The following is a 16,415-nucleotide window of genomic DNA, read 5'->3' as shown; positions in this document are numbered from 1 at the left end:
ATTCATCCCGTACGCGCTGCCGGGTTCGTCACGCACTCGGCGAGGATCGTACTCCCGGCCCGGACCACGTCGCCGAGCTTCGCCACGACTTTTAGCGCCGCCTCGCGGGGGAGTACGAGTTCGGTCCGCGAGCCGAGCTTGATCATGCCGAACGGCTCGCCGCGCGCGACATCGACGCCCGGCTTCAGCGTGCAGACGATGCGGCGGGCGATGGCCCCGGTGATCTGGCGGACGACGTAGCGGCGGTACGGAGCGGCCGTCTCCTGCATCCGGATCTCCATTCGCTCGTTCTCGCGGGCCGACTCCGGGCGCAGGGCGTTGAGGAACTTCCCCCGGGTATACTTCACCCCGATCACCCGCCCCGCCACTGGCGCGCGGTTGATGTGGACGTTGAATATCGACAGGAAGATGCCGATCCTTGTCGCCGGACCGCCGATCCATTCGTCGTGCTCGATCTCGTCGATCGCCACGACCTTCCCGTCGGCCGGCGAGACGACCAGGCCGGTCTCCGCGGGGATGCGGCGGGGCGGGTCGCGGAAGAACCACACGATCAAGAGCCCGAACACCAACAATGTCGCGGTGAGGAGCCACCCGACCACCCGCACCGCCGGCTCCGGCTCCGAGGCGAGGAGCCACGCCGCCAACGCCGCCGCCGGGCCGAACGTGAGCGCCGAGAACACCAGCAACTCGGCAAGGCCCCACCGGGCGAACGGGATGCGGTCGCGCCACCGGAACGGGTCGTCGGCCGGTGCCCAGTGGTAGCCGTCCTGGTTTTGGAAGAATTTCACGTCGCGGGGATCGATGACCTCGTGCGGACAGCCGTTTACGGCCCCCTTGCGGGTTGCCGCCATGCGGCGGACATAGCCGGGGCGGAATGTCTTGAGCCAGAACCGACGCCAGTAGCCCCACGCGAGTTCGAGCCGACAGACGACCCCGCCGCCCGGTTGAATCCACAGAACCTGCGGGTCCATCGGTTCGATCGGCAACAGTTCGGCGGGATGGGGGGCGGCCGTCCGTTCGATGGAATTGGCGGTCATTGGGGACTCGGTTCGCTCCGGACGAAGTGGAGGACGACTGCGGGTGGGACGTTCCACCAGACTCGCTTCGAAGGCAGGCGTTCGAATCCGACGGCCTCGAACCGGCGCCACGCCCGTTCCGAATAGGTGAACTGGACGTAGGGCCGTCCCGGTCGCAGCACGCTCGCCACCGAGGCCAAGATCTGCTGCGGCAGGTCACCGGGCAGTGTAAGCAGCGGGAGGCCGCTCACCACCGCCCCGACGTTGTCCGGGGCCAAACCGTGCCGGGCGAGGTGGGCAGCGAGTTGCGAGGCGCACCCCTGAACGACCGTCGCCGAGGGGAACTCTTTCCGCAGCGGCGTGATGAACGGCTCGTTGATCTCGACGGCCAGGATGGGGTTGCGGGGGAATCGCTCGACGAGCGCCCGAGTAATAACGCCCGTCCCCGGACCCAACTCGATGATGACTTGACCGTCGGCGAGGTCGCCGACCTTCCGGGCCATCGTTCGCGCCAGCGACCCGCCGCTTGGTGCGATCGCCCCCACGGTACGCCAGCGGCGGGCCATCTGTCCGGCGAACAACAGCGTTTTTTTCATCGTCGTCCGTTCGTCTAGTCGCCGCCTGGCACCGGAATTCAGCTCGTTCAATTAACCTATGTGTTGGCCAGGGTCCGAAAAGGCTCGCCCACTTCGCATCTTCTTCCCGCGATCAGCCCCGCGAGCTACGTCACCGCTCCGACTCCGGTCGGCCGAACAGGTGTTTAGATTGCGCCGGCGGCTTGTTCACCTCACCCCTTCCCGAGCACACTGTCGACAACCCAGCACCCGCGGACATGTGGCCCGCCGCCCCGGCAGTGGGCGAGGATGTCGGCGTCCTCGCATCCGGCGTCCTGCAGCGCGTCGGCGAAGATCGGTAGCCGGTCGAAGGCGCGGTCGGCGTAGATGCCTTCTGCGAGGCCGACGGCGCTCGGCGTGAGCCAAGCGGGGTCGAAGTTCACGGGGCGGAACGGGTTGCCGAAGATATCGTGTAGGAGGCGGATGATGGATCGCTCGGCCGCATCCCGCTGGCCGAGCAACTCTGTGGCGTTCAGTATTTCAGTGGCGACGTAGCACGGATACGAGTTCTGCTTTCTCGCATGATGCCATTCCCGGTCGCGGTGCGGGCTCCCTGCGTTCAAGATCGCACATCGGACGCTGTGTTCCACTTCTTCCCGGAGTGTCGGACCGCTCTCACCGCTGAAAAGAGCCTGATACCATTCGTGCTCCCGCGATCGAATGGATTCGATCTCACGATTCACCCGGTCTTCCAGGCCGCTCCCATCCGCCACTCCTTCGATCAACTCAAGCAAGTGAGAAAGCGATGCCCCGTCCGAGAACGGTGCCACCGTCCGGCACCACGCAACGCAAGAGAGCCGCAACTTGCGGTCGGATGCGCCGGTGAAGAACAACCAGTTGAAAAGTCGGTGCGGCCAGTCGGAAGGCCCAGTCCCTGCCAGCCACTCCGCTTCGGTCATCGCCCGCCCTCCCCGCGACCATCCTTCAGTTGGCGGACGAAGATCCAGAACATCACGCCGGCCAGTAGGAACACGACGGCGACGATGACGGGCATGGCCGGGGTTACCTCGCGAGGAGCACCACGGCCGCCGCGACGACGACCCAGGCGACGATCTGAAAGAAACGGTTTCCGTCACGGCTCCTTCGCTCGGCCCGCCACCCACGCGGCGTGGAACTCGGCCGACACGCCGTCCAACGTGACTCGCCCGTCGGCCTTGCTCACCACCCCCAGCGGCGGCCGAGACACCCACCGGTGCCGCCAGCAGGCCGGGTACGTCACGGCGGCCTTGTCCGACCGCGCCCACGTGATGATGGCCGCCGCGGCCGAAAGGAGCGCCACGATGCCGCTGACGGCGTCCTCTCCACCGGCCGGGGCCGTCGATGCGGGCACCCCACTCAGCTGCACCCGCCCGACGCCCTTGGCCGGTCGCCGGCACCCGATGCAGACGGGCACCCGGCACAGTCCCTTGGCCGCCTCCGACACGTCAACTTGCATCCGATGCCCTCCGTGAGCGGGTTGGCTACGGCCCGTCCGGCCCCGCGGCGTCTCACTTCTTCGGCGGCGGGGCCGCCTCAACGATCGAAGTGAAGACGAGCAAGGCCACGAATGCGCGGAGCATGGGGTGTCCTCGACACGGATCGGAGCAGTGAGAACTGAGCGTACCCGCCGGTCCGACGTGGGGCAAGGACGATGTGAGGGGCGGCGGTTCGTGTTAGAGTGGGCAGGTGATCAGGCCGTGCCCAGATCGACGGCGGGCGGGACCGTTCTTGCGTCGGCATCGTCGGGTCGATAGGCTGGAGCGACGCGGGTCGGAGGTCGTCGGCATGGAATGGGGCGGGCTAGTCGCGGCAGTCGCCATCCTATTCGGGGTCCAACTGCTTATCCTTCTGCCGGCCCTGGACTGGTCCCGGCCCCGGCGGTCGGCCGGGGTGCTGGACCGGTTGACGGCATGGAAGCGGGGGCGGCAGGGCGGTTCGGCCGGACGCCCGCGGCCTGTCGGAGACGAATAGGCCCCAGCGTAATCGCTGGGGTTGGATCCGGGTGCCCACCAATCCCAGAGGTCGGGATCGACAACGGTCTGGATGCGGTCACCTTTTCGGCGACTCACCGCCGCGTGAACTTGAACCGATCGCCATCCGTTTGCGGCAGCCAGACCCAGTCGCGGCCCACGCTCGCCCGAACCGCGGGTCCGCAACGTCCCACTCGATGCTCGCCCGGCCGGCCGCCTCCCTTCGCCTTCGGCGAACGGGTCTCTCGTACAGCCGCTCGGCCCGTTTCGGCGTCATCCGCATGGTGCGATCCCGCGGGCGGCTCGTCACTTCGTCTTCTGGTCGCTTCCGGAAAGGCGATCCAAGTCCTTCTGTATCAGCCCATCCGTGAAGTCCGGGACTTTGACGTACTTTCCCATCTCTTGAGCGAAGTCTTCGCCGGTCGGCTCGCGATTGAGGAAGTCGCGTATGTCCGCCAGCATCGAACGCCTCTCGCTGACGGTCATCGCGATCTTTATGGTCGTGTAGCCTCGCGGCCATGTCAATCGTGACGCCCGCGATGTAGTCGGCGACGATGTTTCCGAAACGAATGGCCGGGTCGGATACGTCGAATTCGATGAGTTGGTTGTAACTCATCCGCAGCGAGGTCAGTTCCTTCGCTTGCTCGGCCGTGTACTTGTTTGTCCGCTTGGGCTTCGTGCTACTTCCCCTCAAAAGAATCTGTCATTTCTTCGCCGCGCCGTCGCCCTTCGCCTTCGGCGGGCGTCCCCGTTTCGGCTTTTCGACGGCCGGCGGTTGTTCGGTATCGCCGGCCGTCAGAACGCCCGTCGGCGCGAGGCACTGGCGGAAGTGGTCGCACGGCACGCCGAGCGCTTCGCAGAGACGAAGGTAGTTGTCCGCCCCAAGTCGATCGCGGTCGCCCTTTTCCAACTTCAGAAACAAATGCCTGCTTCACACCGATCGCATCCGCGACAGCCTTTTGGCTCAGTGACTTGCTCTCACGCAGTCGTTTCATCTCATCGCCAAAAGTCATAGCTTCCTCAAAAATAATAGGGGCTGTCCTGGAAGATTTGCTCTTCTAGGGTGCCTTGATGGGTGTCAAGTTCTCGAAGCTGACGCCCACCCAGGCGGGCGAGTTGCTCAAGCTGTTCGTCGCCGGCTCGACCGCCCGCACGGCCGCCGACCTGGCCGGCGTTCACCGGAACACGGCCGCCCTATTCTTCTCGAAGGTGCGGGCGGTGATCGCCGCTCACCAGGAGCGGGCGATGGCTCAGGCGTTCGACGGGCCGGTCGAGATCGACGAGTCGTACTTCGGCGGCCGCCGCGAGGGGAAACGGGGACGCGGGGCGGCGGGGAAGGTCGCGGTGTTCGGGATTCTCAAGCGGGGCGGCAAGGTGTACGCCCAAATGATCGCCGACGGCGGGCCGGCGACACTCGTCCCGATCATCCGCCGGAAGGTGGCCCCGGCGAGTGTCGTGTACTCCGACTCGTGGTCCGGGTACGACACCCTGTCGGTCGAGGGGTATGAGCACGAGCGGATCAACCACGACGAGGAACGGGTGTCGGCCGATGGCGGGCGGCACATCAACGGGATCGAGAACTTTTGGAGTCAGGCCAAGCGACACCTGCGGCGGTTCAACGGGGTGCCGAAAGCGTCGTTCCCGCTGTTCCTCCAAGAGTGCGTGTGGCGGTTCAATGCCGGAACACCGCGGGAGCAGCTCGAATCCCTGCGGAAACTCCTCCGTCGTAAAATGATTTCCTAGGCGTGGGTCTACCTCGGCGACGCGGCGAACCCGTTTACCGTGTTCGACCTGATCCCCGGCCGGTCGCAGGGGTACCCCACGCGATTCCTCGGTGGGTTCGCCGGGTTCGTCCACGCGGACGTGTATGCCGGGTACAACCAGGTCCAAGTGGGCGCGTCCGCCAGTGCTGGATGCACGCCCGCGGCGGGTTCCACGACGCGAGGGACGGCGACCTGCGGGCGACCGACGCCCTCGCCTTCGTCCGCACCCTGTACGACGTGGAGGGGCGGATCGGGGACAGCGGCCTACGGGACGCCGGCGTTACAGCGTAACGCCGGGAGCACGCCGGGCCGGCCCTCGCCGCGTTCGCCGTGTGGCTGACTGAACAACGCCGCGTCGCCTTGCCGTCGGGCCTGTTCGGCCAGGCCGTGACGTCCGCCGTCAACCAGTGGCCGACCCTGGTGCGATACCTCGACGACCACCGCCTGGCGATCGACAACGGCCCGGCCGAGCGGGCCATCCGCCCGCTGGCCGTCGGCCGCCGCAACTGGGTGTTCGTGTGCGGCGACAACGGCCTGACCTCGGTCGTCGTCCTGCTGAGCATCGTGGCGAGCGCCAAGCGACATGGGCACGATCCATGGGCGTACCTCTAGAGCGGTTCCCGAGTAGGCGTAGCGGTCGGGTAGCCGCAACTGCGGAAGTAGTTGCGGCACTCCTCGGGGGCGAACGCGGCCGACCGTTCGCCCCGGTAGTCCTCGACCGCCCGGATCGTCCGCTTGGCCGCCGCCCGCAACCGCGCCTTGAGCTTGCGGAACGCCCTCTCGATCGGGTTCCGGTCCGGGGAGTACGGCGGCAGCCGCCGCCGCGCGGCCCCCGCCGCCTCGATCGCCCGCCGCACCCCGGCCCGCTTGTGGCACGCCAGGTTGTCCATCACCACCACGTCCCCCGGCCGCAGGGCCGGGGCCAGTCGCCGTTCGACGTCGGCGACGAACAGGTCCCCGGTCACGGCCCCGTCGATGACCGTCGGGGCGACCGTGCCGTCCGCCCGCAAGGCGGCCACGAACGTGGTCGTCTTCCCGTGCGGCACGGCCATCACCAGCCGCCGGCCGGTCGGGCACCGGCCGTGGGTCCGGGCCACGTTCGTGCTCGCCCGCGTCTCGTCCACGAGCACCAACGTCGCCGGGTCGAGGGCCGGTTGCCCGGCCCGCCAGGCGGCCCGCTGTTCCTTCACGTCCGGGCGGTCCGGCTCGGCCGCCCGGATCGACTTTTTTTCCGCGGCAACCCGAGGGCGACGAGGGCCCGGGCCAACGCCGACCGGGACAGCGGGAGGGCGAACCGCTCGCGGTACTCGGCCAGGGCCGCGTCCGGGTCGGCGGCGACGGCCGCCCGGATGGCGTCGGCGTGGGCCACCCACCCCGGCGTCGGCCCCCGCCGCTGGGCCGCCGGGGCGGTTCGCCCGGTCTCCCGCCCCACTTGCTTGACCCGCCGCACCCAGGACTCGCTCACCCGGTACTTGGCGGCGACGGCCCGCGTGCCCGCCCCGCCGTCGGCGTCGGCCAACACCCGCTCACGAAGATCGGCGGAGTACGCTCGCATCGGTGGCCCTCGGAGGGAGCCACTAATCTACCGCGACCGACAGACCTGCGCCAGATCATCTCGGGAACCGCTCTAGTCCTTCGATGAACGCCGGCCGATTGTCAACAGCAAGCGAGTCGATTCGTTCAAGCCACCGCGTGCAGCCCAGTCTTCGATCCGAGCATCCGGGGTGAACCCGTAGCCCAAGTGGGTCGGTTCCGAGCGGGTGACGACTGCCCCAACTACAGTCGAGTGGCCGACGGGTCGGCAACCCAGGACTAGGCTGTGTCTGAAAAGCGGTTGGTGGGGCGTAGAATGCGTGGCCCTCCCACCGGACGACCGCCATGCAGACGCCGCGCTACGCCCTGACCGATGCCCAGTGGGCCGCCCTCGGCCCGCTCCTGCCGCCGGCCAAGCCCGGCGGGCGGCCGCCGTCCGACCCGCGGCGACTGATCGACGCCATGCTCTGGGTGCTGCACACCGGGGCCCCGTGGCGGGACTTGCCCGACCGGCACGGGCCGTGGCAGACGGCGTACCACCGATTCAACGCGTACCGCCAGGACGGCATCTGGGACCGGGTGGTCGAGCACCTGCAGCGGCACGCCGACCTGGACCACGGGCAATGGAACGTCGACGGAACGGTGGTGCGGGCCGCCCGGCCGGCCGCCGGGGCGAAAAAAAAAGGCGGTGGCCGGCGAGCCGGCCGATCACGCCCTGGGCCGCAGCCGAGGCGGGTGGGGGACCAAGGTGCACTTGGTGTGCGACCGGGCCGGTAACCCGCTGGCCGCGGTGCTGACCGGCGGCCAGGAGCCAGAGGTCGTGCACCTGGCCGCCGCCCTGGCGGCCGTCCCGAAGGGCCTCGGGCCGCCGAAGGCCCTGGCCGGGGACAAGGGGTACTCGGCCAACCGGGTGCGGGCGACGTTGCTCGCCGCTGGCATCGAGGACGTGATCGCCCGCCGCAAGGACGAGTTGGCCCGATTGCCCGCACCGCCGGCGTTCGACACGGGCAAGTACAAGCGGCGGAACGTCATCGAGCGGCTGAACGGGTGGTTGAAGGAGCGGCGGCGGGTGGCCACCCGGTACGAGAAGTTGGCCGTCAACTTCCGGGCCATGATCCAACTCGCCTTCGCCCTGTGGTACCTGACACCGTAGCTTTTCAGACACAGCCTAGGCTGTGTCTGAAAAGCGGTTGGTGGGGCGTAGAATGCGTGGCCCTCCCACCGGACGACCGCCATGCAGACGCCGCGCTACGCCCTGACCGATGCCCAGTGGGCCGCCCTCGGCCCGCTCCTGCCGCCGGCCAAGCCCGGCGGGCGGCCGCCGTCCGACCCGCGGCGACTGATCGACGCCATGCTCTGGGTGCTGCACACCGGGGCCCCGTGGCGGGACTTGCCCGACCGGCACGGGCCGTGGCAGACGGCGTACCACCGATTCAACGCGTACCGCCAGGACGGCATCTGGGACCGGGTGGTCGAGCACCTGCAGCGGCACGCCGACCTGGACCACGGGCAATGGAACGTCGACGGAACGGTGGTGCGGGCCGCCCGGCCGGCCGCCGGGGCGAAAAAAAAAGGCGGTGGCCGGCGAGCCGGCCGATCACGCCCTGGGCCGCAGCCGAGGCGGGTGGGGGACCAAGGTGCACTTGGTGTGCGACCGGGCCGGTAACCCGCTGGCCGCGGTGCTGACCGGCGGCCAGGAGCCAGAGGTCGTGCACCTGGCCGCCGCCCTGGCGGCCGTCCCGAAGGGCCTCGGGCCGCCGAAGGCCCTGGCCGGGGACAAGGGGTACTCGGCCAACCGGGTGCGGGCGACGTTGCTCGCCGCTGGCATCGAGGACGTGATCGCCCGCCGCAAGGACGAGTTGGCCCGATTGCCCGCACCGCCGGCGTTCGACACGGGCAAGTACAAGCGGCGGAACGTCATCGAGCGGCTGAACGGGTGGTTGAAGGAGCGGCGGCGGGTGGCCACCCGGTACGAGAAGTTGGCCGTCAACTTCCGGGCCATGATCCAACTCGCCTTCGCCCTGTGGTACCTGACACCGTAGCTTTTCAGACACAGCCTAGACCGAGCGCGTCGTCACACCGCGGGCTCGCAGTGGTTCTCCTCTTCTCCTCGCCAGCTCTTGGCTCGTTACGCCGCCGCCTTCACCGGCTGCACCTGATGGAACAGCCACCGCACCCACCGGTTGGCGACGGCCGCGGCCACCACGCTCCCCGGCTTGCCCCGGCCCTTCATGTCGGCCGCCAGTTTCTTCCACCGGGCGTCGTACCGCACCAGCCGGTGGGCGGCCTCGATGAGCACGACCCGCAGCTGCGGGTTGCCGGCCTTGATCAGCCCGGCGTCGGCCTGCTTCTGGCCGCTCGACGCGTTCCGCGGCGACAGCCCGCAGAACCGGGCCGCCTGCTTGCCCGTCCGGAACCGGTCGAACCGCCCGATCTCGGCCCGGATGGTGGCCGCCGTGACCAGGCCGATCCCCTTCATCGTCAGCAGATTCACGACCAGGGCATCCTCGGCGGTGACCTGGGCCAGGCGTTGCTCGGCCGCCTTGACGTCGCCGGCCAGGGCCTTCAGGCGGCCCAGGTGCCGGTCCATCACCCACCGCGTCTGCTCGCTCAGGGCGGCGTCGCGGGTCAGCCACGTCAGCCACGCCACCGTCCACGGGTTCACGCCCTCGGGGGCGGCTACCCGGTTGTCGCGGAGCAGGGCCCCGATCCGCAGCTTGACGTTCCGCCGCTCGCCGACGAGCTGCTGGCGGTACCGGACGAGCCGTCGCAGTTCGCGGACCTCGGCCGGGGCGTGCCACACCTTGGGCAGGTACCCGACCCGCTCCAGGTCGGCGAGCATCTTGGCGTCCGAGTAGTCCGTCTTGTCCGGGTTGCCCTTCATGCGGGCCACATACCCGGGGTGGGCCAGGTCGACCAGCCACCCGGCTTTGGTCACCAGTTCCTCGGCCAGATCGGCCGACCCGCTGCACGCCTCGATGGCCGCCCGCACGTCGGTGCCGAACCGGGCGACGGCGTCGCGGATGGCCCGCCAGTCGTTCGCGCAACTCTGGTTGAGCAACACGCGGCCGCCGCGGTCCAGGGCGCACACCTGGACGGACAGGGTGTGGTAGTCCAGGCCCACGAAAACGGGGCCGGTCGTCGTTGCCGCGGGCATGGCTGGTCCTCGAAGGTGTGGTCCTGTTGATGGTGACCACACCCACCCTCTCCGGCAACCAGCGTTCATCCCCATCTACAGTCGTAGTTGTTCAATCGGGCGGTTTGGCCTCACGCTTCTTGTAATGGCAGTCGCGGGCGCGATGTTGGTGCCGTCGTCGCCACACCGACCATGCCAGCACCTGTTTCGCCAACGGGGCGAACGCCCACACCAACCGGGCGAGCAACTTCCGCACCTCGGGGACGCTCACCCGGATTCGCCCCGCGCCCCCTTTTCCCGCCGCGGGGCCGGCACTCGCGAGCGGATCACGGCCACCACCGCCAGGGCGAACAGGCTGAGCGTCGCGTGCCGATGCCAGCCCCCCCACGACCGCACCTCGTATTCGCCGAACCCACATTCCCCCTTGCTCAACTCCAGACATTCCTCCACCCGCCACCGAGTCCCGGCCACTCGGACCAGCTCGGCCGGTGGTGTCGCCGCCGGGCCGCGGGCGAAGAAGTACGCCCGCTCGCCCGGCCGCTCCCGGTGTCGTCGCACCACCAGCCACAACGGCCACCCCCGCTCGCCAGTGGGGCCGAACGCCTCCGCCGCCCAGTCGTACTCCCGCGGCCCCTTGCTCCCGTCCCCGGCACTGGCCCGCCGCCACGCGCCCGCCGCGAGCGCGTCGGCGACCGCCCCGACCGTGGAGCGGAACCGCCCGTCGAACAGCGGCTGGTTCGACGGCACGGCCAGCAGGTACGGCGGCCCCGCCTCCTCAAGGAATCGCCGGAATTTCCCGCCGTGGCCGTACACCGTGTCGCCCGCCACCCACGCCGCCCGCACCCCCAGCCGCCGCGCACGCCGGATCATCCGCTCGGCCCGCTGCGGCTTCGTCGCGAACCCCACGCCCTCGGGCACACCGGCGGCGTCACATCGCTCGCGGTCGCCGGCCCACTCCTTCGGCAGGTACGGTGCCCGGTCGAGGAAGGCGTGCCCCTTCGGGCCAGCGTAAGCCCGGAACACGCCCACCTGGGCGTTCTCGATCCGGCCCGCCGTGCCGGTGTACTGGCGGGCCACCCCGCACGACTTCGTTCCCTTCTTGACGAACCCGGTCTCGTCCACGATCCGCACCCCACCGCGATCGCCGAGGTGCTCGTGGACGTACCCGGCCAGGTCGTCCCGGGCCGCGCCCGCGTCCCCGTCGGCGCGGGTGAGCCGGTGTTGCACCCCGTCGGGCGTCGCCTCGCCCAGGTACTCGGCCAGCTGCCACCCGTTCTTCCGCTCGGCGTCGGTGAGCAACCCGCGCAGGTAGGCGGCCGCTCGCTGACGGGGTTCGCTGCGGGCGAAGTGCCGGCCGATCCGCTCGCCCACCGCCCCCACCTCGGCGGCCCACTTCTTCACGACACGCTGAGTCGGCTGTCCGGACATGGCCCACCCTCGCCCTAACTCCTTTGGCGTGGCTATCATGTCAACTACGACTGTAGATGGGGATGAACGCTGGTTGCCGGAGAGGGTGGGTGTGGTCACCATCAACAGGACCACACCTTCGAGGACCAGCCATGCCCGCGGCAACGACGACCGGCCCCGTTTTCGTGGGCCTGGACTACCACACCCTGTCCGTCCAGGTGTGCGCCCTGGACCGCGGCGGCCGCGTGTTGCTCAACCAGAGTTGCGCGAACGACTGGCGGGCCATCCGCGACGCCGTCGCCCGGTTCGGCACCGACGTGCGGGCGGCCATCGAGGCGTGCAGCGGGTCGGCCGATCTGGCCGAGGAACTGGTGACCAAAGCCGGGTGGCTGGTCGACCTGGCCCACCCCGGGTATGTGGCCCGCATGAAGGGCAACCCGGACAAGACGGACTACTCGGACGCCAAGATGCTCGCCGACCTGGAGCGGGTCGGGTACCTGCCCAAGGTGTGGCACGCCCCGGCCGAGGTCCGCGAACTGCGACGGCTCGTCCGGTACCGCCAGCAGCTCGTCGGCGAGCGGCGGAACGTCAAGCTGCGGATCGGGGCCCTGCTCCGCGACAACCGGGTAGCCGCCCCCGAGGGCGTGAACCCGTGGACGGTGGCGTGGCTGACGTGGCTGACCCGCGACGCCGCCCTGAGCGAGCAGACGCGGTGGGTGATGGACCGGCACCTGGGCCGCCTGAAGGCCCTGGCCGGCGACGTCAAGGCGGCCGAGCAACGCCTGGCCCAGGTCACCGCCGAGGATGCCCTGGTCGTGAATCTGCTGACGATGAAGGGGATCGGCCTGGTCACGGCGGCCACCATCCGGGCCGAGATCGGGCGGTTCGACCGGTTCCGGACGGGCAAGCAGGCGGCCCGGTTCTGCGGGCTGTCGCCGCGGAACGCGTCGAGCGGCCAGAAGCAGGCCGACGCCGGGCTGATCAAGGCCGGCAACCCGCAGCTGCGGGTCGTGCTCATCGAGGCCGCCCACCGGCTGGTGCGGTACGACGCCCGGTGGAAGAAACTGGCGGCCGACATGAAGGGCCGGGGCAAGCCGGGGAGCGTGGTGGCCGCGGCCGTCGCCAACCGGTGGGTGCGGTGGCTGTTCCATCAGGTGCAGCCGGTGAAGGCGGCGGCGTAACGAGCCAAGAGCTGGCGAGGAGAAGAGGAGAACCACTGCGAGCCCGCGGTGTGACGACGCGCTCGGTCTAGTCCTGGGTTGCCGACCCGTCGGCCACTCGACTGTAGTTGGGGCAGTCGTCACCCGCTCGGAACCGACCCACTTGGGCTACGGGTTCACCCCGGATGCTCGGATCGAAGACTGGGCTGCACGCGGTGGCTTGAACGAATCGACTCGCTTGCTGTTGACAATCGGCCGGCGTTCATCGAAGGACTAAGACATCCTGACCCATGTCCCGGCCCGGCCGCCCGACGCCGACGTGTCCGACCTCTTACCCGACCGCTTGGCGGTCGTAGGGCGACCGAGGCCGAACGCGCACGCCCTTGAATAGACCAACTCGCCGGACGCTTTCGGAACGCCATTCGCGCCGTCCGCCGAGTTGCGACCCACTGCGGGTTCCGCACGCTCGCCGACGTGACGCCACGCGCGGCGGAATCGTGGCTCGCGGCACGTGTGGGGGAAGGGATGGGGGCGCGATCCCGGAACGCCTACCGCATCGCGCTCGCCACGTTCGCGAATTGGTGCGTCACCGACGGCCGCCACGCCGCGCACGACCTGGAACGGCTGCCGCGGGCGAACGAGAAGGCCGATCCCCGTCGAAAACGCCGGTCACTCACTGAGGACGAGTTGCGACGATTGCTCGCCGTCGCCGCCGACCGCCCGCCGACGCCCGCACTGTCCGCCGCGGCAAACGAAGAGGGGAACTCGTCGCCAACCTCCGCCCGGAAACGGTCGCCAACCTCCGCCACCTCGGCCGAGAACGCGCATTGATTTACAAATCACTCGTCCTGACCGGACTCCGACGCGATGAACTCCGCACCCTGACCGTTTCGCAACTCGACCTCACGCGGGGTGGGGAGTTTCTGCAACTCGACGCCGGGGACGAAAAGAGCCGCGAGGGGAGTTCGCGGCCGATCCGCGAGGACTTGGCCGCAGACCTCCGCTCATGGTTGGCGGATAAACTGATAGCCGCACAAGCATCGGCTCGGGCGGCCGGGAACCCGATACCGGAACGACTGCCGGCTAACGCGCTCGTTTTCACGGTGCCGTCCGCACTCGTGAAGATTCTGGACCGTGATTTGAAGGCCGCCGGCGTCTTGAAGCGCGACGACCGGGGCCGGACGATCGACGTTCATGCCATGCGTACGACGTTCGGCATGCTGATGATTCGAGCTGGTGTCGTCCCGCGAACCGCTCAGGCCGCCATGCGACGCTCGGACATCAAATTAACTATGTGGGTCTACACCGATCCGCGGTTGCTCAACATCCGCCGGGCCGTAAACGCCCTGCCAGTGATCCCACTCGCAAGGGGAGAGAGAAGGTGAGAACCTAATGCCCAAAACACCCTCCCTGGAAATGTTGCCCCAAATGTTGACCCGACCCAGTCCGTTCGGGTCAATTATTGTCATGAGATTGCAAATTTGAACAAGTATAAGAATTAAATTTGGTTGCCCGAAATGGTAAAAAAAGCCTAAAAATACCAATAAAAACGCCCAGAGTCATCTCCTGACAACTCTGGGCGTTCAGTCGGACCGGGGAGATTTGAACTCCCGACCTCTTGCACCCCAAGCAAGACTTGGGTGCGGCGCTACGCTTTGGAGTTTGCCACTGTGAGGGGTAGATAGCTAGGGGAGTTCGCGACGTGAAGCGCGCAAAGGTCGTTAGAGACGGTCTTCCCTGAACAATCTTCTCCTTTTCTCAATTCTAGACGGTGATATCCCAATTGCAACGAATGGCGAAAGCCCGCATGTTGGTGAGTCTATGCTCACCCTCAACCATCTGATCGATTCTTTTCAAGCCAACATCCAGGTGCTCGTCAGCGCCGATCAAAGGGAGCCCAACACGTGGAAGTACTACTACTGGCAGCTCAAGAAGCTCAGGCCGCTCGGTCACCTGCCGGCTGAGACCATCCGGACGCACCACCTGGTGGCGATCAAATTCACGAACGCCTTCGTCCGTTCCTTGAAGGCCCTCTACAAGTGGGGGCTCGAAGAGGAACTCGTGCCGAAAGACCCGTTCAAGAAGTTGACAGTTCCGAAGTGTGGCCAGAGAACGCGGATCCTTCAGCGATCAGAGATGGTCGCGCTCTACCTCGCATCGCCGCGGCCCTTCCGACTCTTCCTCTACCTCATGAGGTTCACCATCGCCCGTCCTGGGGAGTTACGGAAGCTTCGTTGGTCGCAAGTCGATCTTCCAGGTGGTGTCCTTCGACTTAAGGACTTCAAGGGTAAGAAGCGTCGGCGAGACGGATTGAAAGAGCGCACGATCGCGATCGGACCGCGGGCGGTGCGGATGCTCGAAGCCTGGATCCGGCACCGAAATCCCAAGCCGACAGATCCGGTCTTCCCGGCCTCGAAAGGCGGCGAGCGGTCCGCGAACGCACTGCGGTGCATGATGCGGGCGGCCCGAACCAAAGCGGGTCTCGACGCCACGGGCGAAGAAGAACGGATCGTGGTGTACACGATGCGCCACACCGGCGCGACCGAAGCCATCCGGAACGGCGTGCCGCTCCCCGTTCTGTCGAAGATGCTGGGTCATACCAAGACCGACATGACCAACCGGTATATCCACATGGGCGAGCAGGATATGAAAGAGGGGATCGCCCAAGCCACCAAACGCAGGAAGAAGACCGATGACAGTTGAGGAAACGATCGTGGCCACGCTGGCGGCTGACCCCGACTTGGTGCAGATCGTCGGCGCCCGCGTGTACGCCGTGCACATCCCCGAGCACGAGTACCCGTTACCCTGGGTCATGTACCGGCTCGACGAGAGCGAGCCCGTCACAGAGATCGACGGTACGATCCGACTCGTGCGGCACAGTATGCAGTTCGACGTGCTGGCCACGGAGTACAACCAGGCCCGCACGCTCGAAGCTCACCTGGTGCGGATCCTCCACGACAAGCCTGGCAAGCCGCGGCCGGCCTTGCCCGTTCACGTCGTGCAGTGGACCCGCTCGGCCAAGACGCCGCGCGACGAAGGCTTTCAGGTCGAGGTCACTTTCGAACTGACGGCCGACCACGTCGCCGCCTGATTCCGCGGCGCGACTCGCGCCGATTTCTCCGCCGCGGCGATCGCCGCGGCGGGGTAGGGGGGTCTGGACTTCGGCCCGGGCGCCGTCCGACCCACCCGCCTGTCGTGCGTGGGGCCGATCCAATTTTCAATTGTTTTGTTCTGCGCGGCGCGGCGGTAGATATTCACGCCATGCCGAAACCACCGTTCCCACTTCGCGCCGAAGCTCAGGATTTTTGGAACGCCCACGCGGACCAACTTGAGCGAGACGGCATCCTGACAGCCAAGGACCTGCACGCCTTCGCCGTCTGCGCGCTGACCTGGCAGCGGATCTGCGAGCTGCAAGAGTTCCGGGCCGGGGCGGACAACTACCGCGAGATGATCCAACTCGCGAACATGACGAAGCAATTCCATTCGTTCGCCAAACAGTTCGGGCTGATGCCCCGTGAGCGGGCTCACTCGAAGCTCGATCGACCCAAGGAAGAACAGAAAGACGAGTTCGGACTCTGATGCCCATCGCCCCGCCCTCGGTCAAGCCGCTCGGCACGAAGTACCGTCCGAAACCGTCCTCCACGGCGAGAGGGTACGGGCACGAACACCGCAAGCAGCGGTCCCGGATCCTTGACGAGCAGCCACTCTGCCAGGTCTGCCGGAACGCCTTCAGCACCGACCTACACCACGTCGACCTGAACCCGCACAACCACGCCGACGGCAACGTCCTCGCGGTCTGCGAGACGTGTCACCACTCCGTTCTGCACCGCCGGTAAC

23 protein-coding genes and 2 pseudogenes are annotated in these 16,415 nt (G+C 67.8%); 15 read left to right on the top strand and 10 right to left on the bottom strand.

Going from position 1 to position 16,415, the window contains the following annotated elements; translation table 11 throughout:
- Nucleotides 1–2 precede the first annotated feature (2 nt).
- The 6 genes from PX52LOC_RS27285 to PX52LOC_RS27265 all read right to left on the bottom strand — a co-directional run bounded on the left by PX52LOC_RS27285 (nt 3) and on the right by PX52LOC_RS27265 (nt 4,501).
- Nucleotides 3–1,037, bottom strand: coding sequence for a phosphatidylserine decarboxylase family protein (locus tag PX52LOC_RS27285; protein ID WP_246173481.1), 1,035 nt, complete (start codon nt 1,035–1,037; stop codon nt 3–5).
- The gene (locus tag PX52LOC_RS27280; RefSeq protein ID WP_149113056.1) at nt 1,034–1,612 is read right to left on the bottom strand and encodes a class I SAM-dependent methyltransferase; all 579 of its coding nucleotides are present in this window, start codon (nt 1,610–1,612) and stop codon (nt 1,034–1,036) included. Before PX52LOC_RS27280 ends, PX52LOC_RS27285 begins: the two co-directional genes overlap by 4 nt.
- 191 nt (nt 1,613–1,803) lie before the next feature.
- Nucleotides 1,804–2,529, bottom strand: a complete 726-nt coding sequence (locus tag PX52LOC_RS42880) for a hypothetical protein (RefSeq protein ID WP_246173480.1) — start codon at nt 2,527–2,529, stop codon at nt 1,804–1,806.
- A 173-nt stretch (nt 2,530–2,702) separates the two neighbouring features.
- Entirely contained in the window at nt 2,703–3,065 is a 363-nt protein-coding gene (locus PX52LOC_RS27270) for a hypothetical protein (RefSeq protein ID WP_149113055.1), read from the bottom strand.
- 820 nt (nt 3,066–3,885) lie between these two features.
- On the bottom strand, nt 3,886–4,041 hold the full coding sequence (locus tag PX52LOC_RS40990; RefSeq protein ID WP_168219228.1) for a hypothetical protein: 156 nt from the start codon (nt 4,039–4,041) through the stop codon (nt 3,886–3,888).
- A gap of 241 nt (nt 4,042–4,282) precedes the next feature.
- Nucleotides 4,283–4,501, bottom strand: a complete 219-nt coding sequence (locus PX52LOC_RS27265; protein ID WP_246173479.1) for a hypothetical protein — start codon at nt 4,499–4,501, stop codon at nt 4,283–4,285.
- 149 nt (nt 4,502–4,650) lie between these two features.
- Between PX52LOC_RS27265 and PX52LOC_RS27260 the strand changes: the two genes are divergently transcribed.
- The 4 genes and pseudogenes from PX52LOC_RS27260 to PX52LOC_RS27250 form a co-directional block, all read left to right on the top strand.
- The gene (locus tag PX52LOC_RS27260; RefSeq protein WP_149113053.1) at nt 4,651–5,322 is read left to right on the top strand and encodes an IS1595 family transposase; all 672 of its coding nucleotides are present in this window, start codon (nt 4,651–4,653) and stop codon (nt 5,320–5,322) included.
- A gap of 39 nt (nt 5,323–5,361) precedes the next feature.
- A pseudogene (locus tag PX52LOC_RS44120) lies at nt 5,362–5,436 on the top strand (hypothetical protein); the annotation flags it as partial.
- A 56-nt stretch (nt 5,437–5,492) separates the two neighbouring features.
- A complete protein-coding gene (locus tag PX52LOC_RS42875) occupies nt 5,493–5,633 on the top strand; it encodes a hypothetical protein (protein ID WP_246173478.1) in 141 nt (46 codons plus the stop codon).
- A gap of 12 nt (nt 5,634–5,645) precedes the next feature.
- Nucleotides 5,646–5,954, top strand: a pseudogene (locus PX52LOC_RS27250) (IS66 family transposase); the annotation flags it as partial.
- Here the strand turns inward: PX52LOC_RS27250 and PX52LOC_RS44115 are convergent.
- Nucleotides 5,951–6,897 (bottom strand): IS630 family transposase gene (locus tag PX52LOC_RS44115; protein ID WP_149113050.1). Its coding sequence is split into 2 segments (ribosomal slippage): nt 5,951–6,561 and nt 6,561–6,897, totalling 948 coding nucleotides; the frame shifts between segments, so codons are not numbered across the junction. The pseudogene PX52LOC_RS27250 and the gene PX52LOC_RS44115 sit on opposite strands and share 4 nt — an antisense overlap.
- A gap of 323 nt (nt 6,898–7,220) precedes the next feature.
- Between PX52LOC_RS44115 and PX52LOC_RS44110 the strand changes: the two genes are divergently transcribed.
- The 4 genes from PX52LOC_RS44110 (at nt 7,221) to PX52LOC_RS44095 (ending at nt 8,917) form a co-directional block, all read left to right on the top strand.
- Complete coding sequence (locus PX52LOC_RS44110) at nt 7,221–7,652, top strand: IS5 family transposase (RefSeq protein ID WP_390635390.1); 432 nt, start codon at nt 7,221–7,223, stop codon at nt 7,650–7,652.
- Complete coding sequence (locus PX52LOC_RS44105) at nt 7,633–8,028, top strand: IS5 family transposase (protein WP_390635688.1); 396 nt, start codon at nt 7,633–7,635, stop codon at nt 8,026–8,028. Before PX52LOC_RS44110 ends, PX52LOC_RS44105 begins: the two co-directional genes overlap by 20 nt.
- A gap of 81 nt (nt 8,029–8,109) precedes the next feature.
- Nucleotides 8,110–8,541 (top strand): IS5 family transposase, encoded by a 432-nt coding sequence (locus PX52LOC_RS44100; RefSeq protein ID WP_390635390.1) that lies wholly within the window; start codon nt 8,110–8,112, stop codon nt 8,539–8,541.
- Entirely contained in the window at nt 8,453–8,917 is a 465-nt protein-coding gene (locus tag PX52LOC_RS44095; RefSeq protein ID WP_390635391.1) for an IS5 family transposase, read from the top strand. The genes PX52LOC_RS44100 and PX52LOC_RS44095 overlap by 89 nt, the downstream gene beginning before the upstream one ends.
- An 86-nt stretch (nt 8,918–9,003) precedes the next feature.
- On the opposite strand, the gene PX52LOC_RS27230 is transcribed toward PX52LOC_RS44095, so the two are convergent.
- From PX52LOC_RS27230 to PX52LOC_RS27225, 3 genes are all read right to left on the bottom strand, one after another.
- Nucleotides 9,004–10,032 carry an IS110 family RNA-guided transposase gene (locus tag PX52LOC_RS27230; protein ID WP_149109721.1) on the bottom strand — a complete coding sequence of 343 codons (1,029 nt, stop codon included), beginning with the start codon at nt 10,030–10,032 and terminating at the stop codon, nt 9,004–9,006.
- A 91-nt stretch (nt 10,033–10,123) separates the two neighbouring features.
- Complete coding sequence (locus tag PX52LOC_RS40985; RefSeq protein WP_168219026.1) at nt 10,124–10,282, bottom strand: hypothetical protein; 159 nt, start codon at nt 10,280–10,282, stop codon at nt 10,124–10,126.
- Nucleotides 10,279–11,439, bottom strand: a complete 1,161-nt coding sequence (locus PX52LOC_RS27225; protein ID WP_149111051.1) for an IS701 family transposase — start codon at nt 11,437–11,439, stop codon at nt 10,279–10,281. The genes PX52LOC_RS40985 and PX52LOC_RS27225 overlap by 4 nt, the downstream gene beginning before the upstream one ends.
- Nucleotides 11,440–11,570: 131 nt before the next feature.
- On the opposite strand from PX52LOC_RS27225, the gene PX52LOC_RS27220 reads away from it, so the two are divergent.
- The 7 genes from PX52LOC_RS27220 (at nt 11,571) to PX52LOC_RS27195 (ending at nt 16,414) form a co-directional block, all read left to right on the top strand.
- Entirely contained in the window at nt 11,571–12,599 is a 1,029-nt protein-coding gene (locus PX52LOC_RS27220; RefSeq protein ID WP_149109721.1) for an IS110 family RNA-guided transposase, read from the top strand.
- 504 nt (nt 12,600–13,103) lie between these two features.
- Complete coding sequence (locus PX52LOC_RS40980; protein ID WP_168219227.1) at nt 13,104–13,409, top strand: hypothetical protein; 306 nt, start codon at nt 13,104–13,106, stop codon at nt 13,407–13,409.
- Nucleotides 13,406–13,963 (top strand): site-specific integrase, encoded by a 558-nt coding sequence (locus tag PX52LOC_RS27215; RefSeq protein WP_168219226.1) that lies wholly within the window; start codon nt 13,406–13,408, stop codon nt 13,961–13,963. Before PX52LOC_RS40980 ends, PX52LOC_RS27215 begins: the two co-directional genes overlap by 4 nt.
- A gap of 436 nt (nt 13,964–14,399) precedes the next feature.
- Nucleotides 14,400–15,281, top strand: a complete 882-nt coding sequence (locus PX52LOC_RS27210; protein ID WP_149113048.1) for a tyrosine-type recombinase/integrase — start codon at nt 14,400–14,402, stop codon at nt 15,279–15,281.
- A complete protein-coding gene (gene gp17 / locus PX52LOC_RS27205; protein ID WP_149113047.1) occupies nt 15,271–15,669 on the top strand; it encodes a tail completion protein gp17 in 399 nt (132 codons plus the stop codon). The genes PX52LOC_RS27210 and gp17 overlap by 11 nt, the downstream gene beginning before the upstream one ends.
- Nucleotides 15,670–15,839: 170 nt before the next feature.
- Entirely contained in the window at nt 15,840–16,157 is a 318-nt protein-coding gene (locus tag PX52LOC_RS27200) for a P27 family phage terminase small subunit (RefSeq protein ID WP_149113046.1), read from the top strand.
- Nucleotides 16,157–16,414 carry a hypothetical protein gene (locus PX52LOC_RS27195; RefSeq protein ID WP_149113045.1) on the top strand — a complete coding sequence of 86 codons (258 nt, stop codon included), beginning with the start codon at nt 16,157–16,159 and terminating at the stop codon, nt 16,412–16,414. Before PX52LOC_RS27200 ends, PX52LOC_RS27195 begins: the two co-directional genes overlap by 1 nt.
- Nucleotide 16,415: the final 1 nt, after the last annotated feature.

Origin of the sequence: Limnoglobus roseus (assembly GCF_008254045.1) — a bacterium.
Classification (GTDB): domain Bacteria; phylum Planctomycetota; class Planctomycetia; order Gemmatales; family Gemmataceae; genus Limnoglobus; species Limnoglobus roseus.
This window is presented reverse-complemented; position numbering and strand designations above follow the sequence as displayed.